17 protein-coding genes and 1 other annotated feature are annotated in these 17,697 nt (G+C 42.9%); of the genes, 10 read left to right on the forward strand and 7 right to left on the reverse strand.

The window, feature by feature from the left end; translation table 11 throughout:
* Positions 1–100: 100 nt before the first annotated feature.
* Together NSS82_RS14515 and NSS82_RS14520 are read left to right on the forward strand one after the other, a co-directional pair.
* Positions 101–1,168: an ABC transporter ATP-binding protein gene (locus NSS82_RS14515; RefSeq protein ID WP_036686331.1), complete on the forward strand. Its 1,068-nt coding sequence runs from the start codon at positions 101–103 to the stop codon at positions 1,166–1,168.
* A 183-nt stretch (positions 1,169–1,351) separates the two neighbouring features.
* Entirely contained in the window at positions 1,352–2,824 is a 1,473-nt protein-coding gene (locus NSS82_RS14520) for a glycoside hydrolase family 43 protein (protein ID WP_370511328.1), read from the forward strand.
* 84 nt (positions 2,825–2,908) lie between these two features.
* Here NSS82_RS14520 and fabF read toward each other — a convergent pair whose 3' ends face one another.
* Positions 2,909–4,147, reverse strand: a complete 1,239-nt coding sequence (gene fabF, locus NSS82_RS14525; RefSeq protein WP_076273862.1) for a beta-ketoacyl-ACP synthase II — start codon at positions 4,145–4,147, stop codon at positions 2,909–2,911.
* A gap of 127 nt (positions 4,148–4,274) precedes the next feature.
* Between fabF and NSS82_RS14530 the strand changes: the two genes are divergently transcribed.
* Complete coding sequence (locus tag NSS82_RS14530; protein WP_076141497.1) at positions 4,275–5,135, forward strand: helix-turn-helix transcriptional regulator; 861 nt, start codon at positions 4,275–4,277, stop codon at positions 5,133–5,135.
* A 60-nt stretch (positions 5,136–5,195) separates the two neighbouring features.
* Here NSS82_RS14530 and NSS82_RS14535 read toward each other — a convergent pair whose 3' ends face one another.
* The gene (locus NSS82_RS14535) at positions 5,196–5,483 is read right to left on the reverse strand and encodes a hypothetical protein (RefSeq protein WP_036686338.1); all 288 of its coding nucleotides are present in this window, start codon (positions 5,481–5,483) and stop codon (positions 5,196–5,198) included.
* 162 nt (positions 5,484–5,645) lie between these two features.
* Positions 5,646–6,791 carry an MFS transporter gene (locus NSS82_RS14540; protein WP_076273861.1) on the reverse strand — a complete coding sequence of 382 codons (1,146 nt, stop codon included), beginning with the start codon at positions 6,789–6,791 and terminating at the stop codon, positions 5,646–5,648.
* Between the two features lie 191 nt (positions 6,792–6,982).
* Here NSS82_RS14540 and NSS82_RS14545 point away from each other — a divergent pair, with 191 nt between their 5' ends.
* Positions 6,983–7,747, forward strand: a complete 765-nt coding sequence (locus NSS82_RS14545; protein ID WP_036686601.1) for an exodeoxyribonuclease III — start codon at positions 6,983–6,985, stop codon at positions 7,745–7,747.
* A 67-nt stretch (positions 7,748–7,814) separates the two neighbouring features.
* Here the strand turns inward: NSS82_RS14545 and NSS82_RS14550 are convergent, their stop codons facing one another.
* A complete protein-coding gene (locus NSS82_RS14550) occupies positions 7,815–9,254 on the reverse strand; it encodes a serine hydrolase domain-containing protein (RefSeq protein ID WP_076273860.1) in 1,440 nt (479 codons plus the stop codon).
* An 87-nt stretch (positions 9,255–9,341) separates the two neighbouring features.
* The gene (locus tag NSS82_RS14555) at positions 9,342–10,439 is read right to left on the reverse strand and encodes a VanZ family protein (RefSeq protein ID WP_256718612.1); all 1,098 of its coding nucleotides are present in this window, start codon (positions 10,437–10,439) and stop codon (positions 9,342–9,344) included.
* Between the two features lie 191 nt (positions 10,440–10,630).
* On the opposite strand from NSS82_RS14555, the gene NSS82_RS14560 reads away from it, so the two are divergent.
* The 3 genes from NSS82_RS14560 to NSS82_RS14570 all read left to right on the forward strand — a co-directional run bounded on the left by NSS82_RS14560 (position 10,631) and on the right by NSS82_RS14570 (position 12,877).
* Complete coding sequence (locus tag NSS82_RS14560) at positions 10,631–10,978, forward strand: hypothetical protein (protein WP_036686343.1); 348 nt, start codon at positions 10,631–10,633, stop codon at positions 10,976–10,978.
* Positions 10,979–11,081: 103 nt separating this feature from the next.
* Positions 11,082–11,540 carry a hypothetical protein gene (locus NSS82_RS14565; RefSeq protein WP_036686345.1) on the forward strand — a complete coding sequence of 153 codons (459 nt, stop codon included), beginning with the start codon at positions 11,082–11,084 and terminating at the stop codon, positions 11,538–11,540.
* A 104-nt stretch (positions 11,541–11,644) separates the two neighbouring features.
* Positions 11,645–12,877: an aminopeptidase gene (locus NSS82_RS14570; protein WP_036686346.1), complete on the forward strand. Its 1,233-nt coding sequence runs from the start codon at positions 11,645–11,647 to the stop codon at positions 12,875–12,877.
* A gap of 68 nt (positions 12,878–12,945) precedes the next feature.
* Here the strand turns inward: NSS82_RS14570 and trpS are convergent, their stop codons facing one another.
* Positions 12,946–13,941 (reverse strand): tryptophan--tRNA ligase, encoded by a 996-nt coding sequence (gene trpS / locus NSS82_RS14575; protein ID WP_038570477.1) that lies wholly within the window; start codon positions 13,939–13,941, stop codon positions 12,946–12,948.
* A 104-nt stretch (positions 13,942–14,045) separates the two neighbouring features.
* Positions 14,046–14,328 (reverse strand) — a binding site (T-box leader).
* Between the two features lie 197 nt (positions 14,329–14,525).
* Here trpS and NSS82_RS14580 point away from each other — a divergent pair.
* Positions 14,526–14,951, forward strand: a complete 426-nt coding sequence (locus tag NSS82_RS14580; RefSeq protein ID WP_036686349.1) for a hypothetical protein — start codon at positions 14,526–14,528, stop codon at positions 14,949–14,951.
* A 150-nt stretch (positions 14,952–15,101) separates the two neighbouring features.
* On the opposite strand, the gene NSS82_RS14585 is transcribed toward NSS82_RS14580, so the two are convergent.
* Positions 15,102–15,485, reverse strand: coding sequence for a winged helix-turn-helix transcriptional regulator (locus NSS82_RS14585; protein ID WP_036686351.1), 384 nt, complete (start codon positions 15,483–15,485; stop codon positions 15,102–15,104).
* 224 nt (positions 15,486–15,709) lie between these two features.
* Between NSS82_RS14585 and NSS82_RS14590 the strand changes: the two genes are divergently transcribed.
* On the forward strand, positions 15,710–16,246 hold the full coding sequence (locus NSS82_RS14590; RefSeq protein WP_036686352.1) for a sigma-70 family RNA polymerase sigma factor: 537 nt from the start codon (positions 15,710–15,712) through the stop codon (positions 16,244–16,246).
* Positions 16,239–17,360: a DUF4179 domain-containing protein gene (locus NSS82_RS14595; protein WP_076273858.1), complete on the forward strand. Its 1,122-nt coding sequence runs from the start codon at positions 16,239–16,241 to the stop codon at positions 17,358–17,360. The genes NSS82_RS14590 and NSS82_RS14595 overlap by 8 nt, the downstream gene beginning before the upstream one ends.
* Positions 17,361–17,697: the final 337 nt, after the last annotated feature.

Below are 17,697 nucleotides of genomic sequence, written 5' to 3' on the forward strand. Positions count from 1 at the left end.
TCTTGACTAGAACCCTTAGAACTAGATAAAATAATACTTATTGCTTACAACTTGGTGAGAATCATTATCATAATTGACGAGGAAATGAGAGGGTGACAAGATGGAGCGCCTTTTAGAGGTAAAAGATCTAGCGATATCATTCAAAACACACGGTGGAGAAGTACAAGCGATCCGTGGTGTTAGCTTCCATGTAGATAAAGGTGAAACTCTAGCGATTGTTGGGGAATCCGGTTCCGGTAAAAGTGTAACTTCACAAGCGGTAATGAAGCTAGTTCCAACGCCGCCAGGAGAATATAAACGTGGACAAATTTTATTTGATGGACAAGATTTGATCGGTAAGACTGAAAAGCAAATGCAGAAGATTCGTGGTAAAGAGATCGGTATGATTTTTCAGGATCCGATGACTTCCTTGAACCCGATGATGAAGGTCGGCAGACAAATTACTGAAGTACTGCACAAACATGAGAAAATCTCCAAAGAAGCTGCAAATAAACGTGGGATTGAGCTGCTTACGCTAGTAGGTATTCCTTCACCAGAGCGCCGCTTCAATCAATATCCACATGAGTTCAGTGGCGGTATGCGTCAACGTGTCGTTATCGCAATGGCACTTGCAGCAAACCCAAAGCTTCTGATTGCGGATGAGCCAACTACAGCGCTCGACGTAACCATTCAGGCACAGATTCTTGACCTGATGAAGGAATTACAGAAGAAGATTGATACGGCGATTATTTTTATCACCCATGATCTTGGTGTTGTAGCAAGAATGGCGGATCGTGTAGCGGTAATGTATGCCGGACAAATTGTTGAAATGGGAACTGCAGAAGAGATCTTCTACGATCCAAGACATCCTTACACTTGGGGATTACTTGCATCCATGCCAAGTCTTGAGAGCAAAGGTTCTTTGCTTACCGCGATTCCTGGTACACCTCCAGATTTGATCAAACCGCCTAAGGGTGATGCCTTCGCACTTCGCAGCACCTATGCTATGCAAATCGATATGGAGAAAGAGCCTCCAATGTATAAGGTTTCGGATACCCATATGGTGAAATCTTGGCTAATGCATCCGATGGCTCCTAAGGTGGAACCACCAACAGTTGTTAAGAATAGACAACGTGTGCTTAAGAACGCTTATCCAGAGCCTGTTTTAGTGCAAGAAGGCGCTAAGTAAGCAACTTGTTTTAACTAAATAATAAGAGGAAACGTTAGGCCATTTAGTTGGCTTAGCGTTTTTTTTATTTTCTAAAATGTTCACTATTATTTAAATAAGTATGAATTAATACGAACTTAATTAAATAAAAGGGTTGACTATTTATCGTTTTCATCTCAAAATGAAAAGGCATACATAGGGGGTATAACGATGAAGAAGATAATTATGACTACTTTACTTAGTGTTTCATTATTAGCTGTAACCGCATGCAACAACGACACGGCTAACTCTGGCAACACAAACAGCGGACCTGAGCCTGTTCAGCCTGTCTTTAAAAATGTTTCTGTACATGATCCATCCATTATTTTGGCTGATAATAAGTACTATGTGTTTGGCTCTCATTTGGCTTCTGCTAAATCCGACGACCTGATGTCCTGGACTCAATTGTCCTCTGGAGTTGTTGATGGAAACGTACTCATCCCGAATGTCAAAGAGGAATTAAAAGAGGCCTTAACCTGGGGAAAGACGGACACCTTATGGGCTCCGGATGTCATTCAATTGGCGGATGGCAAATATTATATGTATTACAACGCTTGTAAAGGCGATTCCCCATTATCAGCACTCGGTATAGCCGTGTCAGACCATATTGAAGGACCTTATAAGAACAAAGGGATCTTTCTGAAGTCCGGTATGGTGGGCGCAGGGGATGACGGAGAAACTTATGATGCCACACAAAAGCCGAATGTTGTAGATCCGGATGTGTTCTTTGATAAAGAAGGCAGATTGTGGATGGTGTATGGTTCTTATTCTGGTGGTATTTTTATTATGGAACTGGATACAAGCACAGGATTCCCACTGCCAGACCAAGGTTATGGCAAAAAGCTTCTAGGCGCAAATCATGCGCGGATAGAAGCTCCCTATATGCTGTACAGTCCTGAGACGGATTACTACTATCTGTTCTTATCCTACGGAGGTCTGGCTGCAGATGGCGGATATAACATCCGTGTAGCTCGCTCCAAGACACCTGATGGACCTTTTGAAGATTCTGAGGGCCAGGATATGATCCATTCACAGGGCACAGCTGGCGTATTGTTTGATGATCCTGCTTATGCTCCTTACGGAGTTAAACTCATGGGGAATTTCGAATTCCTGAATAATGACGATGAGCTCCCAGTAAGTGGGGAAGGATATGTATCACCAGGACATAACTCCGCATTTTACGATGAAGAGACTGGCAAGTATTATTTGATCTTCCATACACGGTTCCCGAATCGTGGTGAAAAGCATGAGGTTAGAGTACATCAAATGTTCATGAACGCTGATGGCTGGCCGGTGGTCGCACCACACCGTTATGGCGGCGAGAGCATTGATAAATATACGAAAGAGCAAATCGCAGGCGAATACAAATATGTGAATCATAATAAAGAAATTACGGCAGATATCGTGCAATCGGAGCTAATTCAATTGACGAAGAGTGGTAAAATCAAAGGCGCAGTAAAGGGCAAGTGGAAGCTTATCGACGATCATACTGCAGAGTTAACGATAGGTGGTTCTACTTATAAGGGTGTGTTCCTGAAAGAGTGGAATGAAGCTACAGCCAGTAATGTTATGACGTTCACCGCGGTTTCTAATGAAGGGATCTCTATCTGGGGAAGTCATGTATCACCTTCGGAATAAGATAGTTTAAAAGGATTAACAGCAGAAGGGGTTTCAACTAGTCATGTGTAATGGCTAAGTTGAAACCCCTTTTATAATGTAAGATTAGTCTACGAACTTTCGGATCACAATAACAGCATTATGGCCGCCGAAGCCAAAGGAATTGGAGATGCCTATTTCGAGATTAGCTTTTCGTGCATTGTTAGGTACGTAATCCAAATCACAGATGGAATCAGGCGTGTCCTGATTGATGGTAGGAGGAATGATTCCTTCTTGGATACTCTTAACTAACGCAATGGCTTCTAAGCCGCCAGCGGCCCCCAAAGCATGTCCAGTCATGGACTTATTAGCGGTTACGGGGATGTGGTACGCATGCTCGCCAAATAATTTTTTAATCGCTAGTGTTTCAGAGTGGTCTCCTACTACTGTACTTGTCGCGTGCGCGCTGATTACATCTACATTGTGGGGTTGGAGATTAGCTTCATTTAGCGCTAACTTCATAGCTTGATAGGCACCAATTCCCTCTGGATGAGTGGCAACCATATGATAAGCATCAGAGCTAGCACCATACCCGATCACTTCGCCGTGAATCTTGGCGTTTCTACGCTGAGCATGGGAGAGTGACTCAAGAATGACTATGCCGCCGCCTTCACCGATCACAAAGCCATCCCGTCCTCCATCGAAAGGACGACTCGCTTTCGTAGGCTCCTCATTTCGTGTAGATAAAGAGGTGGCATTCCCAAAGCTGGCCAGCGAGATGCCAGTAATAGCAGCTTCAGAACCCCCGGCTATAACGATGTCCGCACCGCCATAACGAATTAAACGGAAAGCCTCGCCAATCGCAGTATTGCCAATAGAACAAGCTGTTACTGGAGACATGGTCGGGCCGAGAGCTCCAAATTTAATGCTGATCATTGCTGCAGCCATATTGGAGATCATCATGGGAATTAAGGTAGGGCTAACTCGATCAGGACCACGATCCTTCAGGACCGTACCTTGATCCATCAAGGTCTGAATTCCTCCAACGCCAGATCCTACATAAACGCCAAGTCTCTCCTTGTCAATCTTATCAAGCTGGAGACCAGAATGTTTCCAAGCCTCTTCAGTAGCTGCGAGGGCAAACTGACTGAATCTGTCCATTCGGCGTGCCTCTTTACGGCCAAATCTGCCCTCGGCATCGAAATCACGTACTTCGCCAGCAATCCTCGTCTTAAAACCTGTTGTATCAAATGAAGTGATCGGGGATATACCCGACTCACCAGAAATTAGCCGATCCCAAAATTGCCCGATTGTATTCCCAAGTGGTGAGATTAAGCCCATGCCTGTAATCACTACGCGTTCCATAATGAACCTCCTCAGCTAGTGTATACTAGTATTTTTTCATTTTATTTATCCTATTACAAGTTATCGTTTATCCTAGTATAATTTGTACTATACTAAAGGAACAGGAATCCCAAAGTGGAGGTAGCCTATGGCTAATCAAACAAGATTACAAGCATTATCCGATTTTTTGAAAGCACGTCGTGCGGCCATTTCACCAAGCTCTGTAGGCTTGCCGGAAGGCACACGCAGAAGAACGCCAGGACTCCGCAGGGAAGAGGTTGCACAGCTTGCAGGGGTAAGCAGCACCTGGTATACGTGGCTTGAACAAGGCAGAGATATAAAAGTCTCGTCATCTGTTTTGGACTGTATTGCCACTGCACTTAGGCTGACTAAAGACGAGCGGAAGTATCTTTTTGCACTGGCTTTAGAAACTGGAACCGGCACCACACCCTATCCGCAAGATGAATCTTCTGTAATTAGTCCTTCGCTGCAGAAAATTTTACAGGAACTCAAATATTGTCCTACGATAATTTCTGATAGACGTTGCGGGATCGTCGGTTGGAATGATGCTGCCGCGCATGTTTTTCTTGATTTCTCAAAGCTGCCCATCGAAGAGCGGAATATGATCCGATTGTTATTTGTTCGTAAGGAGTTCAGACGCTTAGCGGTGAATTGGGAACAGTTCGTCAGCGGTTATCTTTCTATCTTCAGAGCGTATTACGGACAGTATGTAGAGGATTATTGGTATGATGAATTTATAGAGGAATTGAAAGAATTGCATCCGGCTTTTAATGAGATGTGGGAGCAAAGTCGGGTTAGCTCGGCCCCGGATGTGTTACTAGAATTCAGACATGCCAAGGCGGGGAAAATGTTATTTCATCTTACCTCTTTGCAGGTTCATGGCAGTGCCGATTTACGATGCAGCATCTATACTCCTGCGGGAGATTCGAATACTGAAACCAAGCTAAAGCAGCTTATGGAGCAGCATACAATAGAAGGATTAAGCTAGATTCACATAGAGAAGCATCCCTAGCTGAACTTTCAGCTAGAGATGCTTAATACTACACTATTAGAAATCTGATGTTGAAATTTCAATAGTTCCGAATGTGGTGCCAGCAGGAGTGCTTAAGAGTGCAGCTACCAAAAGGGCATGAACTGCAAGCGTAAGGCTATTGAACGCTGGAATCGTGTATGTGATAACTGGAGCATTCACACGAGTGATTACTAAATCTACTGGGAAGTTGGAGTTATTGTTCACAGTAACAGCAGCGTTAATACCACCTGCAAGGTTTTCATAATAAGATTTACCAATGACAGGGGCTAAATTGAAATATTGAATCGGTAATACGATGGCCATAGTAACGACCTCCTTTTCGTTTGATAGGATATTCTATGTTGAAAATCTATTAATGCTAGAGCGAATGCCATGGTGAATTAGCACTTTTTGATAGAAAAAACCGGGGATGTCCTATAGCCATTTAGAAAGTGGCTGGGACAACCCCGGTTTATTTTGGTACACTTAATTCGTTTTTTTTCGATAAATCAGATACAGTATCAATCCGAACAGCATGCCGACAAACGACATCGCGGAGATCGTTAAGTAAAGAGCTTTACCCCCAAAGTCATCATATAATGCCCCGCCAGCATAAGAAGCCAGGATACCTGATACACCGAAGAACAACAGTGCAAGTACGGTCTGGCCTGTAGCACGCCATTCCTCGGGTACAATACTGTACAGGTATTGAATAGCAGCCGAGTAGAACACAGGGAAGGTAAGAATTTGTAGAATCTGCAAATAGGCTAATAAGTGTGGATCAGTGATCCAAGCTGAAATAAAGAAACGAAGGAAATAGAAGCCTCCGGAAATCGATATGATGATCAGTTCTTTTCCTTTACGCAACCACCAGAAGCTTAATGCAAAGACAATGATTTCACTTATTGCCGCGAGGAAAAACGATTGGCCTACCAATTGAGGACTGCCACCAAGCTCACGAATATAAACTCCAATAAATGTATCGTTCATTCGTGCGGGTACAGAGCTAATAAATATGAGCACCAGAAACATCAATGTCTTTTTGTTGCCAAAAAAGTGCTTGAGACTATCCAGCGTGACCGGTTTACCTGTGACGGGGGCATCTGGCATGTTCCAGCTTACTATAAAGCTTATAAGGCAAATGGCAACAAACAGAAGAGCTATACCATGAGAGCCGAAAAAACCAAGCACATACCCAGTAATCAGAGCCATAACACCATAACCTAGCGCACCATATGTACGGATAGAACCATAGCTAATTCCAGCCGCCTCAGAGACTCGGAAATTCAAGCTTTCTGTCAGCGGATCAATGGGCATCAAGAAGAAATACAGCAGCATAGCAAAAAGAATGAGAACAATGTAACTGCTGGAATCGAATAAAAAGTATCCGGTTACCGCTGAGCATAACAGCAGAGCTAACAGCACTTTGCGGATGGTTTTTGTTTTATCACTAATCATCCCCCATAAAGGTTGAGCAATGATGGTAACAAAACCACCAGTTCCAATAATGAAGCCGATTTGTGATGGGCTTAGACCTTGTTCACTTAGATAGACTGGCAGAAAGGGAATAAACATGGCTAGCAGAGCAAAATACAAAAAGTTAAACCCTCGTAAAAGATTTGGTGCATTCATAAGTTTTTTTACCTCACGTGTTAGAAAATTTGTATAGAGTCAATTTTGCTATTGTATCATGGATAGTAAATGATTAGGATATAAATCTATTCGCGGAATTGCTCAAGATGACCCTAATCCTCTATAAATTTCTGGTCATTATATGATAAACTGGTTACTATCAAAGCAAAATGCAAGGAGAAACGTTAATGATAAAGTTGGTATCGTGGAATGTGAATGGCCTTCGGGCCTGTGTGAAAAAAGGGTTTGATGAATATTTTAAGGAAGTAGAAGCAGATATTTTCTGTGTTCAGGAGACAAAGCTGCAAGAAGGGCAGATTGTTCTGGAACAGGGTGAAGAATACAATCAATATTGGAATTATGCAGTGAAAAAAGGGTATTCAGGCACAGCTATATTCACCAAAATCAAGCCGATCTCTGCGAGATACGGAATGGAAGAGGATGAAGAAGCGGAAGGCCGGATTATTACGCTGGAGTTCGAACATTTTTATCTAGTGAATGTGTATACACCAAATGCCAAACGAGATCTGGCTAGATTGGATTACAGAATGGAATGGGAGGACCGCTTCCGCAATTACCTTCTGGAACTGGACAAGCTAAAACCAGTCGTTGTATGCGGCGATATGAACGTAGCCCATCAGGATATTGATATCAAAAATGCTAAAGCTAACCGCGGAAACTCTGGCTTTACCGATGAAGAAAGAGGAAAAATGAGTACGCTGCTGGAGTCCGGCTTCATAGATACCTTTAGATATTTTCATCCAGAGCTTGAAGGCGTTTATTCATGGTGGTCTTATATGCCGAAGGTGAGAGAACGGAATGTAGGCTGGCGGATTGATTATTTCCTAGCTTCTTCTAGACTTGCACCTAATCTGCTGGATGCCCAAATTGATTGCCACATTATGGGGAGCGATCATTGCCCGGTCATCCTCAAGCTTGCTGATTTCACAGACTAGGATCGAATATTTAAAAGGCCGCTAAGTCTCTTTAAAGGACGAAGCGGCCTTTTTTATTCATTAAGAATTATAGTCTGCCAATGATCTCAGGGAATTCAGTCGGTCCCATATTCACATTAAACTTTTGTTTAAGAATTAGCTGCTTCTCTAGTAAGATTATTTCAAGAGTTATGCAAAAAGGCATTTCAATAAACAATAAAGTGAGCTGTAGCTGATCATCAGCAACCCAAGTAAAGCTGGACATGATTCGGTTCAAGGAAGCATCAATGACCTGTGCGAAGCTTTCGAGCCATTTCCCTCGACCAAGACAGATCACAGAATCCTCTCCAGTCTTAAATTGTAAAGTAACTGCAGCTTCGTTGTTATTGAAAGAGATAGAGAAGGTGTCCAAGGCAAATTGGTTGTCATCGAGCTTATAGGTTAAGCCGTTTATTCGTTCTTCTTGTGATGAAGATGGCTGCAGTTGTGGCGGTTGGATAGATAAATACTTTAATTGTTCAACCAAGTGGGCAGAAGCAGCAGGCTCTAATGGCAAGGGTGCTTGCTCCATCGCGGGAAGCAGATGTTCCCACACAGCATTCAACATTCCTTGTATACTGTCTGATGCAGCAGTAGTAATAATTACGGCATCTTGCTCCGGAAGCACGACACAGAGTTGACCGAAGGCGCCATCTGCCCGGTAGGCACCGTGCTGGCATTGCCAGAACTGATACCCATATCCCATTGCCCAGTCATGATCGCCTTCGCCATTGGAAATATGTTTGGAAGTAGCCTCATTAATCCACTTTTCAGGCAGAACCCGTTGATTATTCCAGATTCCTTTTTGTAAGTATAGCTGGCCGAATTTAGCGATATCCTCGGTTGTAATGTTTAAGCCAAATCCCCCTGTGTTAATTCCGCGTGGACAAGACTCCCACGTTGCGCCGTGAATGCCCAGAGGAACGAAGAGGCGTGGTTCTAAATATTCTAGCAGTGTTTGGCTAGTAACCCGTTGAAGGATCGCGGCCAGCATGTAAGTAGCACCGGTATTATATAGGAAATGTGTACCTGGTTGTTTCTCGACCGGGACGGAGAAGAAAGCTTTCACCCAATTCCCGTCTGCACTTTTGCGAAGTGTGTCCATAGTATCCACGACATGCCCGGTACCCATCATCAATAGATGTCTGATTGTCATATTGGTTAGATTGTCTGTGATTGGATCAGGAGCATCTTCAGGGAAAAAGGATAGGACAGAATCATCAAGGGTGACGAGTTTCTCTGTAACAGCAAACCCGATTGCGGTTGAGGTGAAACTTTTGCTAAGTGAAAATAACATATGCGGAAGATCGGACCTGTAAGGGGCCCACCAGCCTTCAGAGACCACATAACCATGTCGAAGTAGCATAAAGCTGTGCAGGCCTAAATTTTGTTCCTCTACTGCACTAATAAAGCTGGATATTGCGGTTGATGAAATGCCCTGTTCTTCTGGAAGACTTCTAGATAACCGCAAGCTGCTTGTAGTTTCCATACGCTCATCTCCTAAATTTTGAGAATGCTCACCTCCTAATTCTATAATAATTTCCAATGTTAAAATACCCTTTAAAAAATAACTAGTTTAGCTTTCTACAGGGCTGTTGCGGGATACATCAGATTGGAGCCGTTTCTCTGGCCAAGAAATAACATGAGAAGTTTGACTTAGTTTCTCATATATTAACTGAGTTTCTTTTTTGAATATACTAATGACTAAATGAATAAAGAAAGCCAAGTCTATCAATAGAACAAACAGATGAATAAGCATATTCCATACGGAGGAAAGATGCCCTAGAAGCGCGGAATCAAGCAAAAGAGCGTGAGTCCCAAGCAGCAACCAATATAGCAGGCCATATCTGAGCATCAGAGCCCAGAAAAAAGCATGATTCCCGCTGCTCTTCACCCGAATCCGCACCATCCATTTCCCTAAGGTCCGTCCGCCCGTGAGAGCCGGAACAAGCATGAAGTAAATACCAGTTACAATCCAGAAGGCAGCTTTTATATCGAATCCGAAGAGTACCCCAAACCCGATGCTCCACACCATACTATCGATTAGAAAAGCTATTCCTCTGCGGGTATAGGAGACTCTTTTGGCAGAGCGGTCAATGTTTGTATCCAGTTGTTCTATACGTGGCAATAGCCCGGAGATCCAAATGGAAATTCGAAATCCAAAAATCCCTCCGATTGTGTTGGTAATGAGATCATCGACATCAAAAAGACGGTAAGGATGATCGAAGAAACCGTAAATCCCTGTAATCTGCGTGATCTCAAAGGACAGGGAAAAGGCAAAGGATAGTAGAATGCACACGACCCAGCGTGTACGAAAATAATAGCCCAGAAACATTCCAAACGGTACGGTCAATGCAACGTTAAAAATGACCTGTAAAAATGCAGGCTCACGCAGTAATGACCAGTAGGTCGAGATTTGATCAGGGATGATCGACGATCCATCCACAATATCCTGAATAAACTGAAGGGGTATGAATTGGACGATACTCCCAGAAGGTGCAGCATTGTGCCGGGAGGATGGAAAAGGAAGCAAGACAAGAAAATAAGCGTTCATCAGATAGAGCAGCAGCAGATATAGGATTAAAGCTCTGAGCTTATGTATATAGCCATGTCTGCGGTATTGTACGATAAGAAAAGGAAGTGTGAAGACCAGCGCTGCTATTGGAAACATCATGAACGCATACGAAATTGGAAATAAGTACGAATGAAACATAGGTCACCTGCCGTGGTATTGTTTTTATAAGAAATTTGACTCTACTTGGAAATAAGCTATCCCCGGCTCATTATAAGTTTTTATGATAGGGAACTCAACTAATTTATCGAACGTTTCCGGCATACATATGTCTATGAAGGAGCGTGAAGTGGATGGAGAAAAAGGTTCAGCAGTATTATCGGCTCAAGCAAAAGCAAAAAGATATTGAAAAAGAATTGGCCGAGCTTCGTCAGGATATTTTAAATTATTGTAGTGAGCAGGAAACCACCGAGACTGAAATTGGCAGCTATAAAGTGAAGCTGGTCGTGCAAAACCGCAAAGAATATGATGATGCAAAGTTATATGAGACCTTATCGGACCCTGAAGTGTGGCGTTTGCTCTCCAAATCAGATCCGGCAAAGGTGGCAAGCTTGACCAAGTTGAATGTAATTTCAGAGGATAAAATCATGCATACTTATACTTTGAAGACCGTAACACTGCTGCAGGTGGATAAAAAATAGTGATTCAAGTGAGCGGTTCCTTGTGGGAGCCGCTTTATTTGGCTGATAACTGTCCAGATTAAGGGAATATGTTACAGTATTAGGGTGGATGGGAGGTTGAATAGTGAAAAAAATAATCATCGGAGGCGTCATGGGCTTAACGATTTTACTTTTTTTCTTGTTTATCTTGCGGCATGATAATCAATCACTTGAGGTAAAACCGGATGTTATGTTCCCAACAGCGGAATACAGGGTGACTGATAGTAGTGCTCCAGGATTACCTATGCTTATAACTGCTGAAGGGGCGAATGTTATTAAGATACAGGTTACGTCCGGCAATTTATTGTTATGGAACCCCCCTGACTACAAGGTGCATAACAAAGGTCTTGAGCTGAAAATCAAATCTGGAGATCAAATTTATTGGAGTCCAATGGATGGAAATAATAAACAAATAGATGAGCCTCAGGATACCAAGATCATAGTGATTGCTTACCATAATGATAAGCAGATCGGAATGTCCAACGTAGAGATTCATAAGAATGATCTAGGTGTCTATACAGGGGAAATACCTGAAGTGAAGTAACTGAGAATCTAAATCGAATCGCAACTATCCTCGTTTTGCGTTAAAATAAGAAGTGAAGCTGACCGAGTGCTTATAGCAACCCTAGAGATGGAGGAAGAGAATTCATGAAAGATTTTGAAGTAATGCTGGAGAAATACGCGAACCTAGTTGTAAAAGTAGGAGTAAATGTACAGCCTGGACAAGTCCTTATGGTACATGCACCGATAGAAACCGCAGAACTTACTCGCTTGATTGTAGCGAAAGCCTATGAAGCGGGAGCTAAATATGTAATTGTTGACTGGGACGATGAAGCAACTACACGGATCCGTTATGAAAAAGCCCCAGAGGATTCTTTCGATTACTATCCACAGTGGCAGGCTGAGATGATGGAGAAATTCGCGGAAGAAAATGGTGCCATCTTACATATTAAAGTACCTGATCCGGAACTGTTTAATGGTATTGATTCTTCTAAGGTATCTAGAGCAGTCAAAGCAGCAGCTATTGCTCGCAAGAACTACTCCAAATATACTCGGAACAGCAAAATCAGCTGGTCTCTGGTCAAAGCGCCAACACGTGCTTGGGCGAACAAGGTTTTTGCCGATCTTCCTGAAGAAGAGCGGGTAGAGGCGATGTGGGAAGCTGTATTCCAGATGAATCGTGTGGGCAGCGATGATCCGGTAGCTGCTTGGAGAGAGCATATTGGTCAGTTGAAAGAAAGTCAGGATAGAATGAACGCTAAACGTTATAAAAGCCTGCATTACCGTGCTCCGGGAACGGATCTGCATGTAGAGCTTCCGGAAGGCCATTTATGGCGCGGGGGTGGCGGTGAGAATGATAAAGGTGTTTATTTTGTTGCTAATATGCCAACGGAAGAGATTTATTCCATGCCCCATCGTACTGGAGTGAATGGCACAGTTAGAAGCACGCTCCCTCTTAATTTGAATGGACGTTTAGTTGAAGGACTTTCATTCACTTTTGAAAAGGGGAAAGTCGTAGCTTATGAAGCTGAATCCGGACGTGAGCATTTAACCTCACTGCTGGCAACGGATGAAGGTGCATCTTATCTAGGAGAAGTAGCCTTAGTGCAGCATGATTCTCCAATCTCTCGCTTGAACCGCATTTTTTACAATACAGGGATTGATGAGAATGCCTCCTGCCATTTCGCGCTAGGAAGTGCTTATCCTGTAAATATTGAAGGCGGCACAAAGCTTACGAACGAAGAGCTTGTGGCTAGAGGAGCTAATGTCAGCTTAACTCATGTCGATTTTATGATCGGTTCGGCAGAGCTGGATATTGACGGAGAGCTGGCGGACGGCACGATTGAACCCGTATTCCGTAAGGGAAATTGGGTGTTGTAAGGAGAAGAAAAAAGCCGGATCTCTTCCAATGAGCTTCCGGCTTTTTTGAGTACCTATAAATATCATTTTTAGATTGAAAAATAGTTAAGACTCATAGCCTCACGTACTTCGGCCATTGTTTCCTGAGCAATGCTGCGGGCATGCTGTGTTCCAGAGATTAAGATTTCCTGCACAAGCTTGGGCTTAGTAGCATAATAGGAACGTCGCTCTCGCATCGGTTCTATAAGCTGATCTAGAGCTGTCGAAATCAACTGTTTGCAAGCAGAACAACCCATGGTACCCCGCTCACAGCCTTCACGAATTTCGGTTACCCCCGCTGAGCGAAAAGCACCATGATAAGCAAAAATAGGACAGATATCTGGATGTCCAGGATCATTTTTATGCACACGCGCAGGATCGGTTGTGGCTTTTCTTATCTTGAAGGTGATTTCTTCCTTAGTGGAGTCCAGCTCGATGGCATTGCCAAGGCTTTTACTCATTTTAGCGTTGCCATCCGTACCCACAAGTCTCGGCGTCTCACTGATCAGCGCTTTGGGTTCCACCAGTATCGGGCTGTACAGCTCGTTGAATCTGCGGACGATTTTACGGGTTAATTCCAGATGGGGGAGTTGGTCTTCTCCTACAGGAATGATCGTTGCTTTACAAAAAGTTATGTCAGCAGTCTGACTAACTGGATAACCTAGAAAACCGTAATACAATTCATCTAAGCTGGAATTTTTTGATTCGGCTTTAATCGTGGGATTATGCCGTAAAGAATTCACAGTAACAAACATAGAGAACAAGATGGTCAGCTCTGCGATTTCAGGGATCATCGATTGAATAAATATAGTTGTTTTCTCCGGATTTATACCCGCAGATAAATAGTCCAGTGTGATCTCATGCAGATGTTGACCCAGCAGCTGCGGACGATCAAAATGGGTCGTTAGGGCTTGAATATCCGCTAAAAACACAAAAGTTTCATATTGCTCCTGAAGGGCTACTCGGGTCTGCAAGCTGCCGGCGTAATGGCCAAGGTGAAGCTTTCCAGTCACTCGATCTCCAGTTAAGACACGTTCGTTCATCATATAAAAATTCCTCCTGTTATTTAGCATTTGGTTACACTCGAGTCGCCACCACCAGCCATCATCCATGGCCATCACCTCCTTTAAATGACAAAAAAACCTCATCCAATAAGGACGAAGTTGTCGTGGTACCACCTTAAATGATCGTGTCACCTTACGATTCTTGGCTTTCGATCTTCTCTTACCTGTACGGAGAGGTTGAATTAATTCTCGATACAGGTCCCTTGATAACGGCGGGAACCCCGGTTTTCCCTACTGCATCCATTAAAATAGTTCGGAAAAACAACTATAAAGGCCATTCGAGCATACGCTGGTCACCGGTTCGCACCTACCACCGGCTCTCTGAAGACCATGTTCGTCTGTCTACTTACCCTTTGTCATCGTTGTTCATGATATGTGAATTATTGTAATTCTGAACAGGGGTGTTGTCAATGAGTGGAAATCGTATGGTGATTGACAAGGTAACTAGGTTTATATGATCTAGCAAAGTATACCTTAAATGTATATAATCATCAGGAATTTAGTCCAATCTATCATTGCGGATTCACAATATACTACTCTATAACCTTGAAATGGAGTGATGATAAATGGCGACAATAATAAGTTATGGGTCACAGGCAAAAATCCCGTTAGATCCGTTTACTACAGCTATAACGGTTGCAGGGATTCCTGGAGCTGGAGCGGGTTTAGCCACAGCGCAAGTAAATATTAGTCCGGCTAATCCGGCTTCTTTCTCCAGTAGAGTCGAGTTAAATGGTAGTTTTAGTCTTACTGCACTTGCTAATAGCCAATTTCTTGTTATCATCCGACGAGCTGGAGTCGATATTTATAGATCCTTTTATCGTTTTACTACAATTACTGATATTCAATTAAGTGCTCAGTGGGTTGATGGTGCTTATATTGGAGTCCACAACTATGAATTGGTAATTCAGAATGATAGCAACTTGCCTATAAATCTATTTGGACCCATATCATTCACAGCAACTGCAATTGGAGGAGAGGGCGTAATTTAAGTTATGTTCCTGTGCGCCATTCAAGGGACGGGTGAATCAAAGCTTTGGACAGTTGAATCGATTTGATTCAGCTGTCCTTTTTTCATGAACGTATAATTGAAGTACAACTCTCGCAGCATAAATATCCAACCATACCCTTGATAGAGCGGTTTATTTATTTAAAATGTTATCCTCTAAAACAGCGTATTTATCGCCGAATTGCTTAATGATATGTTGTTCTCCCCAATTACATAATGCAGTCAAAATATCGCTTAAACTATCACCATATTCACTAAGCTCGTATTCTACTTTTGGTGGAACCTGATTATAAACAATTCGGTTGATGATTCCATCTGCCTCAAGCTCGCGTAGCTGCTGGGTTAACATTTTTTGAGTAATGCCGGGCATCAACTGTTTTAACTCGGAGGTGCGTTTTTTGCCATGAGTTAAATGACATAGAATTACGCATTTCCATTTCCCTCCGATGACCTCTAGTGTGGCTTCAACAGAAATATTGTATTTTTTCTTGACAGTTGTTGTTGGTGTTGTTGTCATGATAACCTCCATGGTATGGGTACTTTTTAGTGCCTATGGCACTTTTAAGTGCGTACTATTGATTATGTCCAATTTAACCTATCATAACATTTTTCGTTCAATTTTTATAGAATGCTATAATTTAGAGAGCTTTGGGCAAAAAAAGTTAAACGAAACAAAAACCGTTTCTATACCTCCCCCGTCTTAATCTATGAAAGGTTGAAGAGGGGAGGCTAAGGAAGGACATGACGATGACTAATGCAGAAATGAAAAAAGTAACGATTCTTGATACTCGGAGCGAGACGGATTTTTACGATTCGATATTGGTACATAGAGAACAACTGTACAGTATTGCTTATAGTTACTTGCGGAACCGAAACGATGCGCTGGAAGCGATGCAGGAAATGACTTGCCGGGCCTGGATTAAAAGAAAAACATTAAAGGACCCCAAAGCATTCAAATCATGGATTATTCGAATTCTAATTTATGTCTGTATAGATGAACAAAGACGAAGAAAACGTTCCATGCCGCTGGTAGATGAAAGAATAGGAGAACAGGTCACACATATTGGCCATCATCGGATGGAAATGTTGTGGGCACTTGAGCAGGTTAAGCCCAAGTATCGCCATGTGCTGCTGCTAAAATACTACAACGATATGACCTTGACTGAGATCGCTAACATTATGAATAAACCCGAGGGAACGGTTAAGACTTGGCAGCATAAAGGGCTCAAGCAGTTGCGAACCATCATAAAGAATCGGGGTGAATGGAACAATGAGTAGTCAAGAGGAGCTTGCCATGTTAAGCGATGCCGAACGTATCCCACAAGAACAAAAAATAGAGAATGCAGCCGCTCAAATCTATGCGATCCAAGCAGGCTTGGAATTAGGCAAGAAACGTGGCAGAAGGTTAATGTTCACAAAAAGCGCGATGTCTGTGCTGGCGGCTGCAGTGATGATAGCGGGCCTGCTGTTCTTCAATCCAACCCAGCTGATGCCACAGCAAGGGACTTCGAGTGTTGAAACGTTCGATTGGGGCGTATTGGAGCCTTTTAAAGCATTGGCTGCAGCTGATATTGATGCTCTTACTTTAGAGTCTGCAATCCGGAATGATTATGTACAAATCGTTAATAAGAGTGCTGAATCAAATGGATATAAAATTACTCTGAATGCTGTGCTTGCTGATGAAAACAAAATCATGCTGCTGTATACAGGGACAACAAGTGATGGTCAGGAAGTGTACAGTGTAAATAGTGTGAAGCTGACAGATGCTGAAACTGGACGAGATGTAATGGAGGAGAATGGGAATAGAGGCGGAATGGGAGCACACGCAGAGGGAACCATATATACTTGGCTCGGCAAAACTGTATTTTCACTGGACCGAAATAAACCAAGGCCAACAGACGTAGTGGCGGATTTTCAGATTGCCTCTGTAGACCCGGGAATGTTAAGTAAACCGAAAACAGGAACGGTTTTATCTGACATGCGGTATTCTGATCGTTTAAAAGTAAACTTCTCTATTGATCCTAAGTTTTGGGAGCTGAAGACGGAGACGTTAGTTGTGGACCACCCTTTCAAAATTGACGGACAGGAAGTAAAACTAGCCGAAGTCGAGCTTTCTCCGTTAAGCATAGCGCTCAAATTTACGATAAATGAGGAATTGCAAACGGATTGGATCGTCCGAAATGAACTGTTTCAAAAGCTCCCCTATGAATTAACTGCGCAGGTTGGGAAGCACGACATTAAAATTAATCCGAATTCTGGTAGTGGAGCTGATGATGGATTTATAAGTTACTTCAGCAGCAATGTGTTGGACCACCCGAAGTCACTGCGTTTGAAGCTTAGTGCGGGGGAAGATCGAGAGAAAGAAGAGTATATTGATATTCTGAAAAAATGAGCGGTAAGCGATATTAGTGAATATGCGTTGGAAGTCGTAATATAGAAAAAGGCCGCTGGTTGCGGCCTTTTTGTTATTGTTGGGACAATATACTAACTTTGTGAGTTACCATTAACACCAAACGCATCACTTGTTAATGAGAACAAACTCCTAATGCTCCTATCGGGACTGTATGTGCATAATGCTCCTCACGGGCTACAGGCTCTTAATGTTCCTCAGGCTTCTCACGTTTCACAGGCTCCTCATGTTTCACAGGCTCCTCACGTTTCTCACTTTTCTCATGTTCCTCATGTTTCTCACGCGCGTAACACTCCTAACGGACTGTATTGCAACTATT

The sequence above is a fragment of the Paenibacillus sp. FSL H7-0735 genome (assembly GCF_038008505.1).
GTDB classification, from domain to species: domain Bacteria; phylum Bacillota; class Bacilli; order Paenibacillales; family Paenibacillaceae; genus Paenibacillus_AQ; species Paenibacillus_AQ odorifer.

Bases quoted from the DNA above. Each gene is read 5' to 3' on its own strand.
- NSS82_RS14515 (WP_036686331.1), top strand. From the start codon at position 101: ATGGAGCGCCTTTTAGAGGTAAAAGATCTAGCGATATCATTCAAAACA.
- fabF (WP_076273862.1), bottom strand. From the start codon at position 4,147: ATGGAACGCGTAGTGATTACAGGCATGGGCTTAATCTCACCACTTGGG.
- NSS82_RS14530 (WP_076141497.1), top strand. From the start codon at position 4,275: ATGGCTAATCAAACAAGATTACAAGCATTATCCGATTTTTTGAAAGCA.
- NSS82_RS14535 (WP_036686338.1), bottom strand. From the start codon at position 5,483: ATGGCCATCGTATTACCGATTCAATATTTCAATTTAGCCCCTGTCATT.
- NSS82_RS14540 (WP_076273861.1), bottom strand. From the start codon at position 6,791: ATGAATGCACCAAATCTTTTACGAGGGTTTAACTTTTTGTATTTTGCT.
- NSS82_RS14550 (WP_076273860.1), bottom strand. From the start codon at position 9,254: ATGGAAACTACAAGCAGCTTGCGGTTATCTAGAAGTCTTCCAGAAGAA.
- NSS82_RS14555 (WP_256718612.1), bottom strand. From the start codon at position 10,439: ATGATGTTTCCAATAGCAGCGCTGGTCTTCACACTTCCTTTTCTTATC.
- NSS82_RS14560 (WP_036686343.1), top strand. From the start codon at position 10,631: ATGGAGAAAAAGGTTCAGCAGTATTATCGGCTCAAGCAAAAGCAAAAA.
- NSS82_RS14570 (WP_036686346.1), top strand. From the start codon at position 11,645: ATGAAAGATTTTGAAGTAATGCTGGAGAAATACGCGAACCTAGTTGTA.
- trpS (WP_038570477.1), bottom strand. From the start codon at position 13,941: ATGATGAACGAACGTGTCTTAACTGGAGATCGAGTGACTGGAAAGCTT.
- NSS82_RS14580 (WP_036686349.1), top strand. From the start codon at position 14,526: ATGGCGACAATAATAAGTTATGGGTCACAGGCAAAAATCCCGTTAGAT.
- NSS82_RS14585 (WP_036686351.1), bottom strand. From the start codon at position 15,485: ATGACAACAACACCAACAACAACTGTCAAGAAAAAATACAATATTTCT.
- NSS82_RS14590 (WP_036686352.1), top strand. From the start codon at position 15,710: ATGACGATGACTAATGCAGAAATGAAAAAAGTAACGATTCTTGATACT.
- NSS82_RS14595 (WP_076273858.1), top strand. From the start codon at position 16,239: ATGAGTAGTCAAGAGGAGCTTGCCATGTTAAGCGATGCCGAACGTATC.